This window comes from Carboxylicivirga mesophila (assembly GCF_018271975.1).
Classification (GTDB): domain Bacteria; phylum Bacteroidota; class Bacteroidia; order Bacteroidales; family Marinilabiliaceae; genus Carboxylicivirga; species Carboxylicivirga mesophila.
This window is the reverse complement of sequence record NZ_JAGUCN010000015.1, coordinates 15170-38819: the sequence shown is the minus strand read 5'-3', so window position 1 is coordinate 38819 and position 23650 is coordinate 15170. Positions and strand designations below refer to the sequence as shown.

General features: G+C 41.3%; 17 protein-coding genes and 1 riboswitch. Of the genes, 13 read left to right on the top strand and 4 right to left on the bottom strand.

What is annotated here, in order from left to right:
- Nucleotides 1–4: 4 nt before the first annotated feature.
- The 4 genes from KEM09_RS13410 (at nt 5) to KEM09_RS13395 (ending at nt 6177) form a co-directional block, all read left to right on the top strand.
- Nucleotides 5–1687 (top strand): SusD/RagB family nutrient-binding outer membrane lipoprotein, encoded by a 1683-nt coding sequence (locus KEM09_RS13410; protein ID WP_212229036.1) that lies wholly within the window; start codon nt 5–7, stop codon nt 1685–1687.
- Between the two features lie 162 nt (nt 1688–1849).
- Complete coding sequence (tdh, locus tag KEM09_RS13405; protein WP_244825008.1) at nt 1850–2881, top strand: L-threonine 3-dehydrogenase; 1032 nt, start codon at nt 1850–1852, stop codon at nt 2879–2881.
- Nucleotides 2882–2987: 106 nt separating this feature from the next.
- Complete coding sequence (locus KEM09_RS13400; RefSeq protein WP_212229035.1) at nt 2988–4187, top strand: hypothetical protein; 1200 nt, start codon at nt 2988–2990, stop codon at nt 4185–4187.
- Between the two features lie 16 nt (nt 4188–4203).
- Nucleotides 4204–6177 carry a dipeptidyl-peptidase 3 family protein gene (locus tag KEM09_RS13395; RefSeq protein ID WP_212229034.1) on the top strand — a complete coding sequence of 658 codons (1974 nt, stop codon included), beginning with the start codon at nt 4204–4206 and terminating at the stop codon, nt 6175–6177.
- 17 nt (nt 6178–6194) lie between these two features.
- On the opposite strand, the gene KEM09_RS13390 is transcribed toward KEM09_RS13395, so the two are convergent.
- Nucleotides 6195–6842 carry a DUF6252 family protein gene (locus tag KEM09_RS13390; RefSeq protein ID WP_212229032.1) on the bottom strand — a complete coding sequence of 216 codons (648 nt, stop codon included), beginning with the start codon at nt 6840–6842 and terminating at the stop codon, nt 6195–6197.
- A 143-nt stretch (nt 6843–6985) separates the two neighbouring features.
- A riboswitch (cobalamin riboswitch) is annotated at nt 6986–7191 on the top strand.
- On the opposite strand from KEM09_RS13390, the gene KEM09_RS13385 reads away from it, so the two are divergent.
- The 8 genes from KEM09_RS13385 (at nt 7180) to KEM09_RS13350 (ending at nt 19146) form a co-directional block, all read left to right on the top strand.
- Nucleotides 7180–8358, top strand: a complete 1179-nt coding sequence (locus KEM09_RS13385; protein ID WP_212229030.1) for an ABC transporter substrate-binding protein — start codon at nt 7180–7182, stop codon at nt 8356–8358. Its footprint overlaps the riboswitch before it by 12 nt.
- A gap of 2 nt (nt 8359–8360) precedes the next feature.
- Nucleotides 8361–9407: an iron ABC transporter permease gene (locus tag KEM09_RS13380; protein WP_212188770.1), complete on the top strand. Its 1047-nt coding sequence runs from the start codon at nt 8361–8363 to the stop codon at nt 9405–9407.
- A complete protein-coding gene (locus tag KEM09_RS13375) occupies nt 9400–10413 on the top strand; it encodes an ABC transporter ATP-binding protein (protein ID WP_244825007.1) in 1014 nt (337 codons plus the stop codon). The genes KEM09_RS13380 and KEM09_RS13375 overlap by 8 nt, the downstream gene beginning before the upstream one ends.
- Before the next feature lie 507 nt (nt 10414–10920).
- Nucleotides 10921–12384, top strand: a complete 1464-nt coding sequence (locus tag KEM09_RS13370; protein WP_212229026.1) for a sulfatase family protein — start codon at nt 10921–10923, stop codon at nt 12382–12384.
- A 403-nt stretch (nt 12385–12787) separates the two neighbouring features.
- Nucleotides 12788–14836, top strand: coding sequence for a sulfatase family protein (locus tag KEM09_RS13365; protein ID WP_212229024.1), 2049 nt, complete (start codon nt 12788–12790; stop codon nt 14834–14836).
- 332 nt (nt 14837–15168) lie between these two features.
- On the top strand, nt 15169–17223 hold the full coding sequence (gene htpG / locus KEM09_RS13360) for a molecular chaperone HtpG (protein ID WP_212229022.1): 2055 nt from the start codon (nt 15169–15171) through the stop codon (nt 17221–17223).
- Between the two features lie 260 nt (nt 17224–17483).
- Nucleotides 17484–18059: an acetate uptake transporter gene (locus KEM09_RS13355; protein ID WP_212229020.1), complete on the top strand. Its 576-nt coding sequence runs from the start codon at nt 17484–17486 to the stop codon at nt 18057–18059.
- Nucleotides 18060–18213: 154 nt separating this feature from the next.
- The gene (locus tag KEM09_RS13350; RefSeq protein ID WP_212229019.1) at nt 18214–19146 is read left to right on the top strand and encodes a CPBP family intramembrane glutamic endopeptidase; all 933 of its coding nucleotides are present in this window, start codon (nt 18214–18216) and stop codon (nt 19144–19146) included.
- A gap of 80 nt (nt 19147–19226) precedes the next feature.
- On the opposite strand, the gene KEM09_RS13345 is transcribed toward KEM09_RS13350, so the two are convergent.
- The 3 genes from KEM09_RS13345 to KEM09_RS13335 form a co-directional block, all read right to left on the bottom strand.
- Nucleotides 19227–19862 carry a DUF4097 family beta strand repeat-containing protein gene (locus KEM09_RS13345; RefSeq protein ID WP_212229017.1) on the bottom strand — a complete coding sequence of 212 codons (636 nt, stop codon included), beginning with the start codon at nt 19860–19862 and terminating at the stop codon, nt 19227–19229.
- 67 nt (nt 19863–19929) lie between these two features.
- A complete protein-coding gene (locus KEM09_RS13340) occupies nt 19930–20622 on the bottom strand; it encodes a response regulator transcription factor (RefSeq protein WP_212229015.1) in 693 nt (230 codons plus the stop codon).
- 5 nt (nt 20623–20627) lie between these two features.
- Nucleotides 20628–22247, bottom strand: a complete 1620-nt coding sequence (locus KEM09_RS13335) for a sensor histidine kinase (RefSeq protein WP_212229013.1) — start codon at nt 22245–22247, stop codon at nt 20628–20630.
- A 194-nt stretch (nt 22248–22441) separates the two neighbouring features.
- Here KEM09_RS13335 and KEM09_RS13330 point away from each other — a divergent pair, with 194 nt between their 5' ends.
- Entirely contained in the window at nt 22442–23392 is a 951-nt protein-coding gene (locus KEM09_RS13330; RefSeq protein ID WP_212229011.1) for a hypothetical protein, read from the top strand.
- Nucleotides 23393–23650: the final 258 nt, after the last annotated feature.

The window sequence follows — 23650 nt, the reverse complement described above, 5'->3', positions numbered from 1 at the left end:
CAACATGAAATTATATAAATTATATACCGTTTTGCTTTTAGTAGCAGTTGTGGGTGCATGTACAGATAAATTTGAGGATATTAACACTAAGCCGGACGCTTTTTATACAGATGAGGTAAGTGGTAAGTTCTTTATGACAAATCCTCAGTTTAGGCTTTTTGCTCCAGATAGATTCCCATATTGGCGTGCTCATCTGATTCATGCCGACAGATACAGTGGACATGTATGTTTTGGACATAATGGCTCGTGGTGGAGTGATGAACTTGGTTACTCCTATAGCAGTTCTTATACTGATGCAACATGGGGATGGATGGAAGGTTATCTTGGAAACCTTGATAATTTTATGAAGTTAGTGGACACTGGTGGTGAATTTGAGAATGAGTATATGTATGCAATGGGACTCATAATGAAAGGGCTCTATTATCAAATGTTCACTGATATATTTGGTATGGTACCATATACTCAGGCTGCCGACCCGGATATTGTAACTCCTGATTTTGATACGCAGAAAACGATCTATAAAGGCATTATTGCTGATCTTGACGAAGCAATGACTATTATAGGTGATGCTGAAAGTACAGGAGTTGGAGTCGATGATGCTGGTGATAATGATTTATATTTTGGTGGAGAATTGCAGCTCTGGAAAAAGATGGCAAATACCCTAAAGCTCAGAATTGCTTTAAGAGCTTTAGGAGCCAATGGTGATGATTTTGCATCAACAGCTATTGAGCAGGCTTTACTTGGTCCATTGATGGAAGGTGAAGGTGATAATTGCCTAATGGAAAAGGATGCTGAGATTTCTCAATGGGGAAGTGCTGCATATGGAGATGTATGGCATAATTTCGGTACAGGTTCGGATTGGACACTAGGAAAAACACTTATTGATCTGCTTAGAGATGAAAACGATCCTCGTTTGTCGAAATATGCGAAACCTGCAAAAGGTGGAAAAACTAAGTTTGAGAAGCCCGAAGGAGAAGAAGGTGCATTCTTCTTAAAGCGTGTGGATTTTATAATGGCTGGATTAGATGAAGCTGGTGTTGATTACACAAGAACTGATTATGCAGATAGTGTTCTTGTTGAAATGCCTATTTCGACTTACTATGTTGGACAGCCAACCCGATTAAATGGAAAAACCTATCCTTTTGCAGAATATGATTTCTTTTCTACTCCTGTGGATTATGTAATTCAAAAGAAAAATGAAGGACAACAAATTGCTCCTGAAATAGTGATGCTTACTGCAGAAGCATACTTCCTCAGAGCAGAAGCAGCAGTACGGGGATTTGGTGGAGATGCTAATATGCTTTATCAAGAAGGTATTCGTCAGGCTATGGCAGTATGGGATGTTTCAGGCGCCGAGGCAGATGCATATATCGGCTCTTCAAGTTTAGGTTCTTTAACTGGAGTTGAGGATGAAGATCTGGAAAAGATTGCGACTCAGCGTTGGATTGCTGCTTTTACAGATGGATTTGAAGCATGGGCAGTGGTGCGTGATTTGGGGTATCCATCAGTATTGGCTGAAGGTGTTTCTGACGTAGATATATTTGGATTAGGAGATATCAATGGTAAATATCCACAGCGAATGAGGTATGGTAATCAGACATGGAATAGTAATGGTGATAAGACTCAGGAAGCAGTGAATGTTCAAGGTGCTGATAGACAGGATACCAAACTTTGGTGGGCTAATTAACTAAACCTAAAATAATCGTTCCAAAAGGCTGGCAAACGTGCCGGCCTTTATTTATTTTATAAATCTGATAATAATCATAGGTGCAATTCAAATACCTTTTGCACATTTGTTATTTAGATTAAAAATAGATAGGAATATAATTACACGCTAAAAAATAAGACAATGACAACGATGAAAGCACTTGTAAAATCAAAAGCCGAAAAAGGTATTTGGTTAGAAGAAGTGAAGATTCCCGAAATTGGACCTAATGATGTATTAATCAAGGTGTCTAAGTCGGCCATTTGTGGAACAGATCTGCACATTTATAAGTGGGATGAGTGGGCTCAAAACACCATTCCTGTTGGCATGACCATTGGTCATGAGTATGTAGGCCATGTGGCAAAGTTAGGTAGCGAAGTGACTGAGTTTAAAGAGGGTGATCGTGTAACCGGTGAAGGGCATATCGCATGTGGTCATTGTCGAAACTGTCGTCGTGGCCGTCAGCATATTTGCGAAAAAACTGTCGGTATTGGTGTCAATATCGATGGTTCATTTGCTGAATATGTAAAAGTGCCAGCCACCAATGTGATGAAGATTAATGCGTCTATTCCAGATGAAGTTCTGGCCATCATGGATCCATTTGGTAATGCCACACACACTGCTTTATCATTTCCATTAATTGGCGAAGATGTATTGGTCACAGGTTCAGGTTTGATTGGTAGTATGGCAGTAGCTGTTGCTAAATTTGCCGGGGCACGCTATGTAGTAGCTACCGAAACCAATGAATTCAGAGCTGAATTGGCTCGTAAGATGGGTGCTACCCGTGTTGTTAATCCAATTACTGAGAACCTTCGTGAAGTAATGGATGACCTGGGAATGATTGGTTTTGATATTGGTTTGGAGTGTTCAGGTGCGCCTGCAGCATTTAATCAACTGGTTGAGCACATGTATAATTCAGGAAAGATTTCATTGTTAGGGATTTTACCATCTACCACTCAGGTCGATTGGAACAGAATTATATTCAAAGGGCTCACATTGAAAGGTATATACGGTCGCGAAATGTACGAAACCTGGTACCACATGGAACAAATGTTGATGTCAGGTCTTGACTTGTCACCAATTATTACACACCAGTATAGCATCAACGATTTCCAAAAAGGTTTTGATGTAATGGAAGAAGGTAATTGCGGAAAAGTGCTTCTTAACTGGGACTAAGGCAATAAAGAAATATGTTAGGAAGGCAGTCGTATGGCTGCCTTTTTTATTGCCATAGCTAGTCATCATTTATTTTTAAATTTGTGTAGTAAATCAAAACAGAACGATGATTAGACATTTCTTACTACTGGTATTAATAATATTTTCGATCAACCTATCTGCGCAAGAATCAAAAGAGTGGGCAGAACGGCTGAACGCATTGGAAGTTAAATTAGATCCTAACAACAAACGATTTGAGTTGCAGGAGCTCAATAAAGCACTTCACAGTATTTGGAAATCGGATACTGAGCTTAATGAGATAATGCGTCATACGAAGAAGTTACAAGTGGTCAAATCAGAGGATTTAGAGATGGTAGTTGTAGCTTTTGGTACAAATACTTACAGCGGTGTGTATCAATTAGAATGGTTGGTTAGTTATGCAGGTAAATCCTGGAGCTATAGCGAGGAAGTGCAAATAACTGAGGCAAAAAGTAATGTTCCGTTAATCATTAATATTACACAAAAGCAGGAAGATATTTATAGTGTTTCAATACATCGGGGAAAGAAGCAGCTAATCAGTGCGTCGGATATGGTTACCAAAGGGCTGTTTGAAGATTTGCAAATGCTGACCGAGGATACACAAAAGGATTCTCTCAATAACATTATTGAGAAACAGCTCATGCGCTTATGGACAGATAAGGAGTACTATGAAAATACATTTTCTCAACTGAAACGCATGAAAACGCTGCATTCGAAAGATGGTCGCGTGAAAGTGTGTACCTATAATATTCAGAAGGAAGGCTTTAAGCAACAATTCTACGGTGCCGTTATTATTAATGATGAAAGTATAATTGTAAAGCCTTTAACAGATACATCGGACAAAATAAAGTCACCAGAACGCTCAACTTTATCAGATAAGAAATGGTATGGTGCGCTTTATCTTGACATGATTGAAACGCAGAGTGGCAATCAAACCTATTATACGCTTATTGGCTACAAAGGGCACGATGAGTTTATGAAAAGACGTGTTTTGGATGTCTTAATTGTTCAGAACAACCGGATTCGTTTTGGAGCTCCGGTATTTAAAACTGATAGATTAACACGTAACAGAGTTGTTTTTGAATATTCGGCAAAGGCAACTATGATGCTACGCTATGATACCAATCAAAAGATGATTGTTTTTGATAATCTGGCTCCCGCTGATCCGATGTTCAGAGGCGTTTACCAATATTATGGCCCCGATTTTTCATACAATGCATTTAAATTTAGTAAGGGAGTTTGGGAACTGAAAAAAGATATTGACCTGCGTAACCCCAAGCGGCAATAGTTAAAATATAAATGTAATGACAAGCAATAATTTTCAATATCAGGTGGAGCAATTTGCCGATCTGCGTATCCTTCGTTACAAAATACCTGGTTTCGATGATTTAGATTTACAAAAGAAATTGTACATCTATTATCTATCAGAAGCCGCTTTGGCTGGTCGCGATATCATTTGGGATCAACATAACGAATATAACCTATGGCTAAGAGATAGTTTGGATACTCTTTATCATTCAGTCGACAAAGCTGATGATGAATACACTTATTTAGAGATATATTACAAAAGGGTGTTGTTCTCCAATGGGATGCATCACCATTATAGCACCGATAAACTTAAGCCTCAATTTAGCACAAACAAACTAAAGGTATGGGTGGATAAGCTATCTGTTCAGCAGCTTGAACATTTGAAATGTAGATCTCATACAGAGCTATTCGAAAAGCTGGAGCAGTTGCTGTTTAATGAGCAGGAAATGGCCAAGCGTGTGTGTCAGGATGACGATAAAGACCTTATTCTGCACTCGGCCAATAATTTTTACAAAAACCTGACGCAAAATGAAGCTGAGAACTTTTATAACCATTTAATAGATAAAAACGATGCTCAGCCTGTTTCACACGGACTAAATTCGCGCCTGATAAAACACGAGAATGAGATAAAGGAGGAGGTCTGGTGCATTGGAGGTAAATACTCTGAAGCAATAGAGCGTATAGTTCATTACTTGAATAAAGCCGCTGAAGTATGCGAAAATCAGCAACAGCAAAGAGTGATTAAGTTGTTGTGCGACTTCTATACCAATGGCGACCTAAAGCTGTTTGATGACTATAGCATTGAATGGCTCAACGAGCAGAGCGGTGAAGTTGATTTTATAAATGGATTTATTGAAGTGTATGGTGACTCTTTGGGTTTTAAAGCGACCTGGGAGAGCCTCGTTAATATCACTGATAAAGAGGAAACAGCCAAGGCATCGGTAATAAGTGCCAATGCACAATGGTTTGAAGATCATTCGCCTGTGATGAACAATCATCGTAAAGAGCAGGTGAGTGGGGTTAGTATGAAGGTGATTAATGCCATTATGCTTGGTGGTGATTGTTACCCGGCCTCGCCGTTGGGTATAAATCTGCCCAATGCCCAGTGGATTAGAGAGGTGCATGGTTCAAAGTCGGTATCACTTAACAACATTAGTGAAGCTTATGAGATGGCTTCGTTGACATCAGGAGTAATAGAAGAATTTGCCTGTACGAAGGAGGAAATTGAACTGCATAAGAAGTATGGGGCATTGGCCGATCATTTGCATACACATTTGCACGAATGTGTTGGTCATGGCTCAGGAAAGTTGGAGCCTGGTGTGCGTTCTGATGACTTAAAAGCATATGGTTCGGTCATTGAGGAGGCACGCGCCGATTTATTTGGCTTGTATTTTATGGCCGATGAAAAAATGATGGAGTTGAATCTGGTGCCCAATATGGACGTGGCTAAAGCGCAATATAACGCTTACATCAGAAATGGTTTGATGGTGCAATTAGCTCGTATCAGTAAAGGATCTAATATTGAACAGGCACACATGCGAAACCGTCAGTTGATTGCTAAATGGGTGTTGGAGCATGGCCAGGCAGAAGAGGTAATAAAACAGCATTCACGTAATAATAAAACCTACTATCAGATTAATGACTATGAAAAGCTAAGGCAATTGTTTGGTCAATTGTTGAGAGAGGTACAGCGTATTAAATCGCAGGGCGATTATGAAGCTGCGCGAAGTTTGGTTGAAACATACGGTGTAAAGGTTGATAAGCCATTACATGAGGAAGTGCTTAATCGTTATGCGAACCTGCACGTTGCCCCTTATTCTGGTTTTGTCAATCCAAAGCTGGAGCCGGTCCTTGATCAGCAAGGGAATATTATGAATGTATGCGTTTCTTATGATGAAGGATTTCTTGAGCAAATGTTACGTTACAATACCGAATACCATTTAGAAGTCAATCATAAAAGCAGGCCCTGATGAGCCTGCTTTATTTTTTAATTAAATAATTCATTTTCCCAGTCAACATAGAATTCACCATTCTTTACAACTAGTTGCTCATTTGTCTCAATTATCATCCCCTCTTCGTGTTTATAGCCAAAGGCAGTAAAGTTGAATTCGCCACGCATTGTCTTCTTTTCAGCATCGAAGGAATTAATTTTCACTTCGCCAACGGGTTCGGAAAGACGATTTTGAAAATTGTGGCAGTAGGTGATGTATATTAAGCCTTTTTGCTGAACATCTTCACGGCTAAATTCAACTGACTCCAACCCAGCTGAGCCCCAATGGTAAGTGACATCTGGCGTATCCCTGTAAAGCGCAATAGATTGTTGGTTGATGGCATCCCGATATGAGAAACTAAGACTGATATGCATTTCATTATAGCTTGCACGAATTGTAAAACTTGTATCAAGAGCTTCGCCTGTTTCGCTCATGGATAAAATACCCGTGCCAAATGTAAACTCGCCGCTTTGATAGTACTGAACAGAATCACGGTAAACACAAAATGGAACATCATTAATATCTGCCTTAACATATGGCATTGCTATATCAGTATTTTCTGTTTGTTCCGGCTTGATGGTGTTGCTCGAGCAGCTGTAGAAAAGGCAAATGAAAAACAGGCTGGTTAGTGGTAAATATTTCATATTGATTTTATTAGGTTAAGGACGAAAGATATAAATAATTTAAACCAATGGATAAAACGATGTTACTGATTTATATCACAATATTAGCTCAGACTCATTATAAAATTGTTTGTATTGCATTGAGCGCATACCTATGATTTGTAATCTCAGTTTACCAATCCGATATAAAACACTATTTTTGCACTACTATTATTCAGAAAGGGAATCAGGTTAAATACCTGAGCTGTTCCCGCAGCCGTAATCTGTGCCTGAAACAGGAGCTTTGTTTCAATAACCACTGTCTGTGAATAGATGGGAAGGGGAAGCAAAGAAAGAGAGCCGGAAAACCTGTCTGGTAATGCGATTTATTCAGAATTCTTTCGGAGAAAAAGAGATGATTAGAACTTTCATATCCATAGCTTTAGTTGCAGCACTCATGTGGTCCTGCACATCACGAACCAGCAGCAATAGTAAGCAATCAAGCGTTGCAGAACCTGATAGTACTTATATTCCTCATTATGCCAAAGGCTTTGTCATCAATTACTTTGAAGGGTATAGTCAGATTGTGTTGAACGACCCATGGGGCGATTCGACTAAAACCGAAACCATTGCTTTGGTGAGGGATGAATCGAAGTTAAAAGTCCTTAAAGCACAAAATGATTTTGTATTAAAATACCCGGTGAGCAAATGGGTAGCACTGTCTTCCACCATGGTGAATTATGCGCATGCTTTGGGGGTAAAACACACCATTAAAGGAGTAGCAGAACCACAATATATAGCCGATGATTATTTACAAGAGGCCATTGCCAGTGGTCAGGTTAAAAACGTGGGATTGGCTGTGGCACCTGATGTTGAAATTATGGTGGATATTGAGCCTGACTTTATGATGGTTTCCCCCTTTAAGGATAATCATTTTAAGGCGGTTGAGAGTGCAGGCATTCCTGTTATTACCAATGCCGATTACCTGGAGCATACACCATTGGGGCGTGCCGAGTGGCTGGTGTTTGTTGGTGAGTTGCTGGGAGAAGGAAGCAATGCGAAACATCAGTTTGAGGCCATCGAAAAGGAGTACTTAGCTGTTAAAGCAAAGGTGAGCCAGGTGGAGGATAAGCCATCTGTTTTTACCGGGCATATCTATCAGGGTATCTGGTACACACCTGCCGGCCAGAGTTACATGGCCAACTTCTTTAATGATGCCGGATGTAATTACATCTACAACGATACCGAAGGAACGGGTTCTCTTTCGCTCGATTATGAGACAATAATAGATAAGGCTGAGCATACCGATTTCTGGGTACTCATCATCAATTACCCAACTGAGGTTACCTATAAAGAGATAGAAACGATAGATAAGCGCTACACCGATTTTGATGCTTACAAAAACAAGCAGGTGGTGGTGACTAACTCATCGCACTCCAGGTATTTTGAAAAAGGCCTGTTGCAGCCGCATGTTGTGCTAAGTGATTTGGCCCATGCTTTTCATCCTGCATTACTACCCGATTATGATCCTCTCTATTTTCAACTGATAAACAAGTAGTAATGGAGGAGCACCGGGTAAAGTGGGTATTGGGATTTGGCTTATTGGTGGCCTTACTACTCTTGTTGTTTATGGCGAATATTGGTTTTGGCTCCGTGTCCATTCCATTCGATGATATTTTAAATGTACTATTGGGCGAAAAGGCTTCACGCAGTGCCTATACATCCATCATATTAATGTCGCGCTTGCCACAAACCATTACTGCAGTGTTGGCTGGTGCCGGATTGGCTGTTGGCGGATTGCAGATGCAGACCTTGTTTCGTAACCCACTGGCCGGACCATCGATTCTTGGAATCAGCAGTGGGGCAGGCCTGGGTGTGGCATTGGTAGTGTTATTTGCCGGAAATATTCTGGGTGTTACCATTAGTGGATATGGTTTGCTCGGTCACATGACGGTGGTAGGTGCTGCTTTTCTGGGTGCTTTTACCATATTGTTGCTCATCGTGTTTTTTGCGCAGGCTTTGCGCGATAATACCATCCTGCTGATTGTGGGAATAATGATAGGCTATGCCGCATCGGCCATTATTGGGGTTATGAAGTTTTACAGTCCCAAGGAAGATGTGCACGCCTATGTGATTTGGGGCTTAGGTAGTTTCTCAAACGTCAGTTGGGAACATCTGCTCATATTAATTCCAATTGTTTTAATTGGTCTGGTCATGAGTTTGCTATTGATAAAGCCGCTTAATGTACTTCTGTTGGGCGAAAACTATGCCGAAAACCTGGGGATTAATATCCGCAATACAAGGCTTGCTATATTATTTTGTACAGGTATACTAACCGCAGCCATTACTGCTTTTTGCGGACCTATTGCATTCTTAGGATTGGCAGTGCCTCACCTCACAAAGGGATTGTTCCGTACCAGCGACCAAAAGGTATTGATGCCTGCTGTTATACTTGCAGGTGCCGTGTTAGCGCTGTTTTGTAACTTAATAGCCCGCTTGCCGGGTTTCGATGGGGCTTTGCCGATTAATGTGGTGACGGGCCTGATAGGCGCGCCAATTGTGATATCAGTGATTATTAAACGCCGAAAGATGAATGCCAATGGATAATGCTGTTCTGTTACAATCGAATGATTTAGCTGTTGGTTACAGGCAAAGTGGCAACAAGTCGCTGGTGCTGCATAAGGATATTAATGTGCAGCTGCACCGTGGTGAGTTCGCATGCTTATTGGGGCCCAATGGTGCAGGCAAGTCCACCCTGATAAAAACTCTCAGTGGTTTTATTCCTAAAATGGCTGGCAAGGTGTCTGTCAATGGCAAGGCCTTGGCTGACTATAAACGCAACGAGCTGGCTAAAGTGGTTTCTGTTGTCCTCACTGAGCGATTGCAGATTCCTAATATGACAGTGTTTGATTTGGTGGCTTTAGGTCGCACACCTTATACCGATTTCTTTGGTATGCTTTCTAAGCACGATAAGCAACTGGTAAAACAGGCCATTGATGATGTGGGCCTAAGCGGATTTGCTAATCGCCAGCTGGTGTGCATGAGTGATGGCGAACGCCAAAAGGCGATGATTGCCAAAGCACTGGTGCAGGATACGCCATTGATTATTCTGGATGAGCCAACTGCTTTTCTGGATTTGCCAAGTAAGATTGAAATTGTTCAGCTACTGAAGAAGCTGGCCCGCGAACGTAACAGGGGGATTCTGCTGTCCACCCACGATTTGGATTTGGCCTTGCAGTTGGCCGATAAAATATGGTTATTGGCGCAAGGACGACAACTGGAAGCCGGAGTGCCCGAAGATTTGGTGCTGGCCAATGGGTTTCGTCGTTTCTTCGAGAAGGAAGGGATACTGTTTGACAACGAAAGTGGCTCGTTTAAGGTGGAGCGCGAACAAATGAAAACCATCCGGGTGATAGGCAAGGGAGTGGAGTACAAGTGGCTGAGCCATGCCCTTAACCGTACAGGCTACCAAACAACGGTTGAAGAAGGTAATTACCCAAATATTGAGATAGACAGTAATGCCAATAAGGCTTATATACTGCACCAGACCGATGGAAGCCGGCACGCGCTCAGGACCATTGAAGATCTCTTACTACAGATTCGTCAGGAATAAATATCATTAATATTATTACACCCACTTATAAAATGGTGGTTTTTTACATTGGCGATGTAGTCAGTTAAAAAGCGTCTTGATGAAAATCAAAAAGTCTCTTGATACTTTTTCAAAAGTGTCTTGACGATTTTTGAAAAGTGTCAAGAGCGTTTTAGGAACAATTGATATTTTGTGGACAAAAGTGATTGAGGTTAATTTAATTTAATCCTGAGAAAACAACTTTCATTTCTTTTTTCGACCCTATGCTTCGAAATCTTTCTTACTTGTGGGGATGTTCTGGTTGCGGGGTGGTCTGTCTCATTGGCGGGCCGGCCAAGGGTGAATGCCATTACACTCGAAAAGTATGCAGATAGTGGGGCTCACGTGTTTGTTGACGAAGGGATAGAGCGTTTTTGTGTTATAGTGCATTTTTTGAACATGACTGACCTTTTCTGAACCGACATAAAACAACAGGTAGATAGGAGCCGATTATTTTTGTATGACAGTGCATTTACAAGTAATCATACTATGAAAGTATCCAAATCTTATGTTTTTAGCTGGCTCCTGCTGACGCTTGTGAGCCTCACTGCCTGTAAGGACAACAGGCCGCCCAACGTGGTGATTATTTTCACTGATGACCAGGGCTATAACGACCTGTCCTGCTACGGAGCCACCGAGTTTGAAACACCGCACATCGACCGGCTGGCTGAAAATGGCATGCGATTTACCAACTTTCATGTGAGCACGGCTGTATGCAGTGCTTCGCGTGCTGCACTGCTTACCGGCTGCTATAACGAGCGCCTTAATGTGCGTGGAGCATACATGCCCTGGGATACGCTTATTGGCTTAAATCCCGATGAGGTGACCATTGCTGACATGCTGAAAGAGCATGGCTATGCAACGGGTATGGTTGGCAAATGGCATTTAGGGCATAATAAGGTGTTCTTGCCGCTTCAGCAGGGCTTTGACGAATATTATGGCATTCCTTACTCCAACGATATGTGGCCCGTTGATTACGATGGCATATCTGTGCATGAGAAGGATACTGTTGCCAAGCATTGGAAATTGAAATATCCGCCTCTGCCTATTCTCGAAGGCAATGAAAAGGTGGCGGAGATTCATAACCTCGACGACCAGGCTCAAATAACTACTTTATATACCAATAAGGCCGTTGAGTTTATTCAGAGTCACCAGGCAGAACCATTCTTCTTGTACCTGGCGCACTCCATGCCTCATGTGCCTTTGGCGGTGTCCGATAAGTTTAAAGGCAAAAGTGAACAGGGGCTCTATGGTGATGTGATGATGGAGATTGACTGGTCGGTAGGCCAGGTGATGAAGGCTCTGAAGGACGCTGGTATTGATGATAATACGCTGGTGGTATTTACAAGTGATAATGGCCCCTGGATGTGTTTTGGTAACCATGCCGGTTCGGCTTACCCCTTGCGCGAAGGGAAAGGCTCGATGTGGGAAGGTGGCCACCGGGTGCCTTGTGTGATGCAATGGCCTGCACAGATAAAAGGCAGGCAGGTAAACGACAAGCTGGCATCGACCATTGATTTGTTGCCGACAATAGCTGCAATAACGGGTGCTAGGTTGCCCGAAAATAAGATTGATGGTGTGGATATCTCTGAACTACTAAAAGGTAAAGATGTAACGCCGCGTGATGAGTTTTGGGCTTACTACGGTGGCGAACTGCACGCTGTGCGTAAAGGCGACTGGAAATTGTATTTCCCGCATGAATATCGCTCTTATCGTCAGCACCCTCCGGGAAAGGATGGATTCCCGGGCTGGACCAAACAAATGCCATGCGGCCTGGAGTTGTACAACCTGCAGGATGATATTGAGGAGGCACATAACGTCATAGACCTGCATCCTGATGTAGTAGAGGAGTTAGAGGCGATTGCCAAACAGGCGCGTTACGAACTGGGCGACAAGCTGCAAAAAATGGAGGGTCATGAAGTGCGTCCCCTGGGGCGTATTGAGGAGAATTAGTGGAACAGCTAAGCATCTTCCCCTTGGTGAAGTGCCGAAGGCGATGGGGGACAACACCCAAGTCTTGTTCCAATGGGAGCATTTATAGTCTTGTATCTTAAGTCTTAAACCTTCTTTAAGCCTTTATGGTAAGAATTGCGATTTGTAAGTCAACTAATACTTTTGAGACAGTCCTATATTAGTAGAGCCCCTTCGACATAATGAAATGTCCGTAGGACATTAACAATAATAACCCCGTGCAAAGCACGGGGCAGCACAAAAAGAGAGAAAGCAACCCTGAAATGGGTTGAATGTAGAAATAAAGCAAGTTTTCAATGAAACGAGCAAGTAAATTGAATTATCTAAGACGATGATTAAATTTATTTGAGAGTTTCACCTGACCATTAATAAATAATCTAAACAGATGAAAAATACTATCAATCAGCTACTGGCTGCTGTTGTAATACTGCTGGCTTTTGCATGTTCGCCAGTCAAAACAGAGCGTCCTAATATTGTCTTCATCATATCAGATGATCATGCTGAGCAGGCCATCAGTGCCTATGGACATGGCCTTAATCAAACGCCTAACATCGACAGGCTGGCTAAAGAGGGCGTGCTATTCACAAATGCGACAGTCACCAACTCTATTTGTGCCCCGTCGCGTGCGGTGATATTAACCGGTAAGCACAGTCATAAAAACGGATTGATTAATAATGAGGTGACCTTCGATGGCGGGCAGGCCACTTTTCCAAAACTCTTGAAAGAGGCTGGCTACTATACGGCCATTGTTGGTAAATGGCACCTCAAGAGCGAACCTACGGGTTTCGACCAATGGATGGTATTGCCCGGTCAGGGAGAATATTATAATCCAGACTTCAGAACGCCGCAGGGATTGGTTTGTATACCTGGTTATGTGACCAACATTATTACGGATAAGGCCATTGAATGGCTCGAAGGCATCAAACAGGAGGATAAACCATTTTGCTTAATGGTACAGCACAAAGCGCCTCACCGTAACTGGATGCCGGCACCGCAATACCTCAATCAATTTGATCAGGCGGAGATTCCTGTACCGGATAACTTCTTTGATGACTATTCCACCCGTGGACGTGCCGCCAGGGAGCAGGAAATGGAAATTGATAAAATCATGTTTGAAGGCTACGACCTCAAACTGACAAAGCCCGGTACCGATGATATAATAAGAGATGGCTGGGGCGACTGGTATGAGCGTATGAGCGACGAACAGAAAGTCGACTGGCACAATGACTATCGGGCCAAGAATCAGGCCTATTATGATGCAGAGCTGAGTGGTAAAGAAAAGGCTATTTGGAAATATCAGCGCTATATGCAGGATTACCTTTCAACCATTGCTTCGGTTGATGATGGCGTAGGCGAAATTCTGGATTACCTGGATGCAAATGGTTTGGCCGATAATACGATTGTGGTGTATACCTCAGATCAGGGCTTTTATTTGGGCGAGCATGGCTGGTTTGATAAACGCTTTATGTATGAAGAGTCATTAAGTACACCATTGTTATTACGCTATCCGGAAGGTGTGAAGAAAGGATGGGTATGTGACAAGCTGGTACAGAATCTGGATTTTGCGCAGACTTTCCTTGATTATGCTGGTGTTGAAGTACCAGAAGAGATGCAAGGTTTATCCATGCGTCCGGTGTTGGAGCAAAACTCAGATGCATGGCGCGACGCCGTTTATTACCATTATTATGAGTATCCGGGTATACACGCCGTTAAGCGTCACTATGGTATCTCAACAGGTCGCTATAAGTTAATACATTTCTACTTTGATACTGATGAGTGGGAGTTTTACGATTTGGAAACCGACCCACAGGAAATGAATAACCAATATGGTAATGCCGAATATGCAACGCTGATAGAAGAGCTGAAAGCACAGTTGGTCAAATTAAAGCAGCAATATGAGGTGCCTTCAATAGAGCAGGAGATGGGCGAACGTTTTGTGACCCTTACCAATAAAGCAAAAGGCGCAAAAGTAACCATGAAGCAGATGCCCGATAAACCCTACGATGCCCCAATCAGCTTTTTGTGCGATGGAAAGGGCAAGAACTTTACGCCTCTTTGGGCTTCCGACTATGATACGTTTTTAGGCTTTAACGGTAACGATATGCAGGGCGTTATTGAATTAAACGAACTGACTGCCATCAATGAAATAAAAATGCGTTTCCTGGATAAGCGTGGCTCGTGGGTGTATGCACCCCAACAGGTGGAGATATTTATTTCAAAAGATGGTCGTTCTTACGAGCAAGTTCAGCTAAATGAGTCGCAACAAAACGAAGTACTTAACAATGTTTACCTGGTGGCTAAAGGAGCAACAGGCATGAGTGTTGAGGCCCGTTATATCAGGGTTAAGGTCTCTAATTTTGGACTTATTCCCGAGGGCAAGCCAGGTGCCGGGCAACCTTCATGGCTGTTTTGCGATGAGTTTATTGTCAAGTAGTAGTCAATTTAATATTTCCATATTAAGAGGCTGCCTTCTGGTGGCCTTTTTCATGAGATAGACGCTGAAAAACTGAATCACAGATTGATTTTTTATCAATCGTTTTGATTCGTAATCGGTATAACTCCGCGTCTCTGGGCCTCTGTGTTTACTTTTTCGTCATATATTCCCATCATCATTCATCAATCAAATAGCATTAATCATAAACTTCTGCCAAAATTGCAAGGGGCTGTCAGCACTGTCTGCCGCATTGTCACACATTGACGAATGGCACAGGCTTTGATAACTTTGAGCCGTTAAATTGATATGTAAAAACATAAATATTAGTAACGATGCAAAAAGGACATATTGGGGTTACTACCGAGAACATTTTCCCTATCATCAAAAAGTATCTTTATTCAGATCATGAGATTTTCTTACGCGAATTAGTATCTAACGCGGTTGATGCTACGCAGAAGCTGAAAACACTGGCTTCGGTTGGTGAATTTAAAGGTGAAATGGGCGAAGCGCCTGTACGTGTTATCCTTGATGAAGAAAAGAAGACGATTACCATCTCTGACCGCGGTGTGGGGATGACTTCTGAAGAGATTGATAAATACATCAATCAGGTGGCTTTTTCGGGTGCCAACGAGTTTTTAGAGAAATATAAGAAGGATGCCAATGCCATTATCGGCCACTTTGGATTAGGTTTCTACTCATCTTTTATGGTATCTGAAAAGGTGGAGATCATCACCAAATCGTTCCGTGATGGTGCACAAGCTGTTAAATGGAGCTGCGATGGCAGTCCGGAATACACGCTTGAAGAAGTAGAAAAGGCCGACCGTGGTACAGATATCATCCTGTACATCGACAAGGATAATGAGCAGTATGCCACCAAAGCCGAGATTGATAAGCTGTTAAAGAAATACTGTCGCTTCCTGCCTGTTGAGGTTATCTTCGGAAAAGAGACAGAGTGGAAAGATGGCAAGGAAGAAGAGACTGAAAAGGATAATGTAGTTAACGAGACAAAACCTTTGTGGACGCGTACGCCATCTGAATTAAAAGATGAGGATTATAACCAGTTCTACCGTGGTTTGTACCCAATGGCTGATGAGCCTTTGTTTAATATCCACCTGAATGTTGACTATCCGTTTAATCTGACAGGTGTATTGTACTTCCCTAAGCTGAAGAACAATGTTGAAGTGCAGAAGAACAAGATTCAGCTGTATTGCAACCAGGTGTATGTAACAGATTCGGTTGAGGGAATAGTGCCTGAGTTCTTAACATTGCTGCATGGTGTGATTGATTCACCGGATATTCCGTTGAACGTATCGCGCTCATACCTGCAGAGTGATGGTAATGTGAAGAAGATTTCGAGCCACATCACTAAAAAGGTGGCCGATCGTCTGGAGGAAATCTTTAAGAAAGACCGTGACGGATTTGAAGCCAAATGGGACGACCTGAAGATTTTCATCGAGTACGGTATGCTGACTGAAGAGAAATTCTACGACCGGGCCAAGAAGTTCACGCTTCTGAAAAATACCGATGGTAAATTCTTTACTTTCGACGAATACGCGAACATCATTAAGGACAACCAGACGGATAAAGATGACCAGCTAGTTTACTTGTATGCCACTGATGTTGAAGGTCAGTTCAGCTTTATTGAAGCGGCTAAGAATAAGGGGTATGATGTCTTAGTACTTGACGGACAGCTTGACAGTCACTTTGTGAACCATCTGGAAAGCAAGTTCGAGAAGTCTCGTTTTGTGCGTGTTGATAGTGATATTGCTGAAAAACTGATACCTAAGGCAGATGCAGCTGAGTTGAAGCTGTCTGCTGCTCAGAAGCAGGATTTGACTACCATCTTCAGCTCTCAGGTGCCTAATGTTGATAAGGCCAATTTCATTGTAACTTTTGAAGCATTAGAAGAGACTGATACGCCGGTGATGATTACGCAGCAGGAGTTTATGCGCCGAATGAAGGAGATGAGTCAGCTGGGTGGTGGCCCAATGAGTTTCTATGGCGAAATGCCTGATAGCTACAACCTGGTGGTGAATGGTAATCACCCATTGGTAAATCGCATCATCGAAGAGGAAGAGCAAGAAGTAGGTGAAAAAGTAGCGTCTTTACGTCATAAGATTGAAGGACTGGAAGGTAAGCGCTCTGAGCTGGAAAAAGCCAAAGAAGGGAAAAAAGATGAGGAGATTCCACAAGCCGATAAGGATGAAATGGAAGACATCAACAAAAAGCTGACTGAACTAAATAGTAAGAAAGATGCAGAACTATCATCGTTTGCATCATCTAACAAATTAGTATCACAGCTGATTGACCTGGCTTTGCTGTCGAATAATATGTTGAAAGGGGAGGCCCTGACTAAATTCGTTAAGCGCAGCATCGATTTGATTTAATGTTATAGCAACATACTTTTTAAGCCCGGAAGCATTTTGTTTCCGGGCTTTTTGCTGTAATGCACCCAAGTAACGGCTTTGGCATAAGTGTTTGATTCAGGCTTAACATCTTTTAACGTTTATTTTGGCGAGGTATGATGTTGCATAGTTTAATAATTCAGGCATTTGTCTATTTTTGCGCCGATTTTATTACAGGGTGCATTGCCGTTCAGGGGACAGTTGGTAATGGACCAGATTACTATTCTTAAAACCAGAAAAAAATGGAACAAAACGTTTTCATCGCAAAAGATGTGACAACTAATCCTGCGCCTCTTGGACTAACCGGCTTTGGATTAACAACCATGCTACTGAACCTTCACAATGCCGGTTTATTCGGTTTGGATACAATGATTATGGGTATGGGTATCATGATGGGAGGTCTGATTCAGATTCTTGTAGGTATGCTTGAGTGGAAGAAGAACAATATGTTTGGAATGATGGCTTTTACATCTTATGGCGCATTCTGGATTTCTTTGGTATTCATCTGGATTTTCCCTAAAATGGGCTTGGGCGAGGCTCCTTCAGCAACTGCTATGGGGTATTACCTGGCTGTATGGGGCATATTTACTTTTGGATTGTGGATTGCTACCCTTAAAATGACTAAAACCATGATTTGGTTATTTGGAACTGTTGTAGTGCTTTTTGCACTATTGGCTATAGCCAACTTTACAGGTAGTCACCTGATTCATACTATTGCTGGTATCGAAGGTGTATTTTGTGGAGCAAGTGCTTTATACATTGCTATCGGAACACTTTTGGTTGAGGTGTATGGCAAGCAAATTTTGCCAATGCCTTAATTAGTTGGATGAATGATATTGACAAGCGCCAGGATGTTAGTTCGGGCGCTTTTTTATTGTCTTTGTTTGACTAAAGTATCAATCTTGTCCTTAAACGACATGGCCGAAGAGCTGAGAATAATTATTTTAGCAGCACATAATCTTACACATACACATGAAGCATCTAGAGAGTTCATACACCGGACAAAACGAATGGTGGAAATACCTTTTACTAATACTTATTTCATTCCTTGGTGGTCAGTTCTTCGGAGCCATCCCATTGTTGGTGGTACTGGCATGGGCCGGCTCAGGTAATATTGATACAGGCGCTGTTCAGAGTATGGATTTTGCGGCCATGGGAATTAACTCTTCACTTGGCCTGGGTTTGATTATTCTGCCTTTTATTCTCAGTCTTGTATTATTTGTTGTGCTTGTTAAAGCCTTTCATCAGCGCTCATTTACTACGGTTATTAATGGAACTAAATCTATTCGTTGGCGACGTGTGATTATTGGAGCTGGTTTGTGGGGGATGATAATGGCTTTTACCCTGGTGGTCGATTATTATATGAATATTGATAATTATGAGATGCGCTTAAACTGGAATGCGCTAATAGTATTGGCTTTAGTCTCCATTTTACTCATCCCGTTTCAAGCATTCTATGAAGAGATATTGTTCAGAGGTTATCTGGCTCAAGGCATAGGGCGTCTTTTCAAGAATCGTATACTGGTACTTATTATTCCTTCTGTATTTTTTGCTTTGATGCATGGCACTAATCCAGAAATTCAGAAGTTTGGCTTTTGGGTAATGATGCCTCAGTATTTTATTATGGGATTTGTTTATGCGCTTATTTCGGTATTTGATGATGGTATTGAACTGGCCATGGGAGCGCATGCAGTCAACAATGTTTTTATAAGTATGTTTGTGACTGCCGATGGATTGGCTTTTCAAACCGATGCTTTATTAAAAGCGCATGAAATAGATCCATCAAAAGAATTAGGAACTCTGCTGGTAGCATCACTGGTATTTGTAGGTGCACTGGCTTTCAAGTATCGCTGGCAATTAAGTGTCTTATTTAAAAAAATTGAAGCTCCGGTAGAGGAAGTGTAACCCAATAAGAAATTAAAATAACACAAAAAAGGACTGCCAGACAGTCCTTTTTTTGTATTGTATAATCAAGAGTGTCAAGTTTATCTCACACTTCCTGATAATGTGCTTATTTCGCGACTACCTTTGAGGTTTGTAATACGGAAATCGCCGGAAACAGAGTTGCCCTTCAGGTTACCATCAATATCTGCTAGTTCTGCATCGCCCGATACTGTATTTGATTTGGCATTACCTTTAACACCTTTCAGTTCAATGTCGCCTGATACTGTGTTGGCAGATATATCGCTACCGATTTTCTCTGCAATAATATCTCCCGAAACCGTATTACATTTGACCTTTCGTTGTCCAACTCCACTAACTTTAATATCACCGCTCACACTGTTGACGTCTAAATCCGTCATTGCCGGCATAGTAATGTGAAATTGTCCTTCGGCACTTCCCTTTGAATTACGCGGATGCTTTACTTCTACATATAGAGTTGTGCCCGATTGACGCGTTATAATCTCATATTCGTCTTTTTCCCGGTCCCATGTTAATGTGCCTGTTACATGCACAGCGTTGCCGTCAGCAGCTTCCACTACTACGTCGCTAAACACTACGTTAACTTCCACGTCAGTTATGTTCTCAAATGTCTTGTCTACTTCTGCCTTTTTGGTCTGGCCAAAAGCTGCCAGCGTACAAATCAATAGGCCAATGAGTATGGTCAGTTGTTTCATCATATTGCGTTTTAGTGATTAATGATTGTAGGACGCACACAGTAGAGCATAAGTTACAGCTTAAAAGCGATTAATCGATTCTTAGTTGATAACCACTGCCGTGAATATTTATTATCTCAACGCCTTCAACATCTTTAAGGTACTTTCTAAGCTTGGTGATGTAAACATCCATACTTCTTGTGGTAAAATAGCCGGTTTCTCCCCAAACCTGTTTCAGTGCTTTATCGCGCGGGAGAACCTTATTTTGTGTCTGACAAAGCAGCAGCAATAAATCCGCCTCTTTTGGTGATAGTTTCTGTTCCTCTCCAGCAATGGTGATGGTTCTGAATTCATGGTTGAATGTGGCGTTACCAATGGTATATTCAGAAGGCACTTCTTCTGTTTGCTGACGTTTATTGCGGTTCAGTATGGCATTGATTTTACAAATAAGAATCTCGGAATCAAAGGGTTTGGTAATATAGTCATCAGCCCCTGTGCTAAATCCTTCCAGTACATCTTCCTTCATTACCTTGGCGGTTAGAAAAATAATGGGAATATCCTGGTTATATTCTTTTATTTCACGGGCAATGGTAAAGCCATCCACATTGGGAAGCATCACATCAAGAATGCATATGTCGTACTGCCCTTCTTTAAAGCGCTTAAAGGCTTGCAGGCCATCTTTCACCCAGGTTACCTCAAACTTATTAATCTCCAGATAGGCTTTCATGACCGTACCAAAATTGCGGTCATCTTCCACCATAAAAACTCTGTTTGTATCCGTCATTGTTTTTATTTGTAAGGTAGTTGAATACTAAACTCAGTTCCAACGTTTATTTTACTTTTTACACTTATTGAACCATGGTGAGCGTCAATGACCGCCTTAACATAGCTTAGGCCCAGTCCAAAGCCTTTAACATTATGCACATTGCCTCCCGCGGCTCGGTAGAATTTTTCAAAGATTTTGTTTTGCTGTTCACGCGTCATACCTATGCCGTTATCGGCTATTTTTATTACAATGCCATTGTTATTATTAATGGTCGAAAGTGTTACCAATGGTTGTTCTTTTGCATACTTCAGTGCATTTTCCAGTAAATTTACAATAACATTGGTAAAATGTATTTCATCTACTAAAAATACGCTTAATTCGGCTTTTAAGGAGGTGCTTATTTTACCATTGGTTTCATTGGCTAAAAGCTGCATGTTATCAACGGCGCGCAGGATAAGTTCATGAATATCGTGCGATGCTTTTACAACCGAGAAATCTTTCTTCTCAATCTGCGACATTTGCAGCACACGTTCCACATGACTGTTCATCCGGCTGTTTTCTTCTTTAATAATTTTTAAAAAGCTTTTGACATGCGCCTCGTTATTAATGATGGTTGGGGTTAAAATACTGTCGGTAGCCAGACTAATGGTAGCAATAGGCGTTTTGAACTCATGAGTCATGTTATTGATAAAGTCTGTTTTTATCTGCGATACCTTTTTTTGCGTTAATATTGTCCGCATGGTGATGAAAAAGGTAATGAGAATAAACAGTGTAAATATGGCTGAGAGCGATACCATCCAGCCAATGGTTTTCACCAGGTACGATGCTGCATCGGGAAAATAGACCACTAATTCATAGGGTGTGATGCCTCTGAAGATATCTCGCGGAAACAGGTTAATTTGAAATGGCTGGTAAGTATTAGCTTTTGAAATATCAAAATTAGTGGTTTTGTAATTGGAGAGCTGGCGCGTAATTTGATTAAATACGCCAAATTCAAATTTCGTATCTATACCATTCTGAGCTAGTTCCTGTGTCAGAACTTCGTTAAGGTGCTCAAGATCAATGCGTGCCTGAAGTGGATTATGGCGTGCTTCAATTTCGCGTTTCATCTGATTAAATACTTCTTTAATCTCCTGGTTGCGCTCTTCCATGGCACTGATCACCACTTCAATAGAGTCTTCAATATGAACCATCTGTTCTTCCAGTTCGATCAAATCAACAGCCTCACCTGATGCATTAATCCATACCTGATGATCGGTTTGGTTGCCATTCACCTCGGTATGCACTTCTATGCGTGTGCCTCCTTGCGTAATAACGGTGTCTTTTTTCTGGTATACAATATTAGGTTTGACAGAGCTGGTACTTTTTTGTCTGATGATAGACACATTGCCATTGTTATCTTGACGGTAACTTGTGCTTGATTTTGAACGTGGCTGGTGGAAAAACTCGCGAAAGATATAATCAGCACTTTGCTCTTTTTCCATTCTTTGGACAGCATTGTCAAGCGACCTGTAAACTGCCGCCTGAAATTTCTCACGCTGCACGTTAACCGACTGTTGTATCCATAAATATTGAGCGGCAATAATACCCAACAGCGAAAGGCTCATTAAAAGTATTAGTCCCTGTATTGATTTACGTTTCATAAATGACTTAATTATAGTGTAAAGATAAGTGTTTGAGTAAAAGTGTACTTATACATTAACCTTTCCTTAACTCTTTTTAACCGCGCCTTAACCCGCATATAATCAGTTCATTCATACATTTGACATTGAATAAGTGTACAGAGTGAATTATTAAAATGATTCAGAAAATAATACTAACGAATAACGCGGAAGCTATGAAAAAACGAAAGAATGCTCTATGGTTAGCCCTGATTGGACTGCTTATTGGCGGTGTAAGCTATCAGGCGACAGCACAAACAAAAAAGGAGAACCGGGTCAAAGTAAAAGTGGTGGGCAGCGATGGTAAGAAGGTGGTTGACATGGATACTACTTTTACGCATGATGTATTTGTAATACAATCGGGTGGCGAGACAACAGTGATTAATATGGACAGCATCATGGGTGCTAACAGGGAAGAGATTAACAAACATATGAAGGTGATGGCTTTTACCATGGATTCGCTAAATGATTTTCATTTTGAATTTGATGGAGATATGGAAAAGATGCATATCGAAATTGAGAAAATGCTGAAAGAAAAGGGCATTGAGCTGGAGAATATGGAAGAAATGCACCGAAATCATATCATGTTTTTGAGAGAGAAAGAAGGAGATTTTGATATTAATGAGTTTATAAGTGAGGATGGCGACGTTGTAAAGATTATTCAAAAAGAGATTGATTGTGAGGTAGATGGGGAATCTGGAGTTAAAACAATTGTAATTGCCACGGATGATGAAAAGATGCCCATGCACTGGAAAGAAAAGCATACGCACCACATGACTGTCAAAGTGGAGTCTATTCCTATGGAAGACATCCCATTTTTAAAGAAATTAGGCATTTCGTCAAAAAAGTTGACTTCTGAGCCTTTAGATCTGAAAGATGTGAAAGTGAAAATTGAAAAAATTATGGAGAATGAAAAGCTTCAGACATTAATGCACATTGAATGTGAATTACCAGATGGTGATTACCTGCTTGAGTTATTTAATCAGGAAGGTGATAAGGTGAAGGAAAAGGCGGATATTAAGGCTGGACCTTTAAAAGAAGAATTGGACTTAAAAAAGGAAGAGGCACCTTACTACTTGATTCTATCTAAGAACAATCAACTTTTTGGTAGAAAAATCATCTTATAGATAGCAACCATAAACTAAAGTATGAGCGGTCATTCCTCTTGAGAGACGGATGACCGCTTTGTTTTTCCATAAAATACATACAATTCCAATATATGGATAGTGTTATGTGTTGGTATTTCGTTAAAGTACACAAATACAGTGTAATGCAATTTTTGGCAAGGCAATTGAAACAGTGATAGTCAAATAACAGTAATGATTGCGATAGAAATAATTGGTGCAGCCATAACTTTGATATATGCATGGTATGTGATTGACAAA

Coding starts and splice junctions, on each gene's coding strand:
- KEM09_RS13355 (WP_212229020.1), top strand. CDS start 17,484: ATGGAACAAAACGTTTTCATCGCAAAAGATGTGACAACTAATCCTGCG.
- KEM09_RS13390 (WP_212229032.1), bottom strand. CDS start 6,842: ATGAAATATTTACCACTAACCAGCCTGTTTTTCATTTGCCTTTTCTAC.
- KEM09_RS13385 (WP_212229030.1), top strand. CDS start 7,180: ATGCGATTTATTCAGAATTCTTTCGGAGAAAAAGAGATGATTAGAACT.
- KEM09_RS13335 (WP_212229013.1), bottom strand. CDS start 22,247: ATGAAACGTAAATCAATACAGGGACTAATACTTTTAATGAGCCTTTCG.
- KEM09_RS13400 (WP_212229035.1), top strand. CDS start 2,988: ATGATTAGACATTTCTTACTACTGGTATTAATAATATTTTCGATCAAC.
- KEM09_RS13375 (WP_244825007.1), top strand. CDS start 9,400: ATGGATAATGCTGTTCTGTTACAATCGAATGATTTAGCTGTTGGTTAC.
- KEM09_RS13340 (WP_212229015.1), bottom strand. CDS start 20,622: ATGACGGATACAAACAGAGTTTTTATGGTGGAAGATGACCGCAATTTT.
- KEM09_RS13345 (WP_212229017.1), bottom strand. CDS start 19,862: ATGATGAAACAACTGACCATACTCATTGGCCTATTGATTTGTACGCTG.
- KEM09_RS13380 (WP_212188770.1), top strand. CDS start 8,361: ATGGAGGAGCACCGGGTAAAGTGGGTATTGGGATTTGGCTTATTGGTG.
- htpG (WP_212229022.1), top strand. CDS start 15,169: ATGCAAAAAGGACATATTGGGGTTACTACCGAGAACATTTTCCCTATC.
- KEM09_RS13370 (WP_212229026.1), top strand. CDS start 10,921: ATGAAAGTATCCAAATCTTATGTTTTTAGCTGGCTCCTGCTGACGCTT.
- KEM09_RS13410 (WP_212229036.1), top strand. CDS start 5: ATGAAATTATATAAATTATATACCGTTTTGCTTTTAGTAGCAGTTGTG.
- KEM09_RS13330 (WP_212229011.1), top strand. CDS start 22,442: ATGAAAAAACGAAAGAATGCTCTATGGTTAGCCCTGATTGGACTGCTT.
- KEM09_RS13395 (WP_212229034.1), top strand. CDS start 4,204: ATGACAAGCAATAATTTTCAATATCAGGTGGAGCAATTTGCCGATCTG.
- KEM09_RS13365 (WP_212229024.1), top strand. CDS start 12,788: ATGAAAAATACTATCAATCAGCTACTGGCTGCTGTTGTAATACTGCTG.
- tdh (WP_244825008.1), top strand. CDS start 1,850: ATGACAACGATGAAAGCACTTGTAAAATCAAAAGCCGAAAAAGGTATT.
- KEM09_RS13350 (WP_212229019.1), top strand. CDS start 18,214: ATGAAGCATCTAGAGAGTTCATACACCGGACAAAACGAATGGTGGAAA.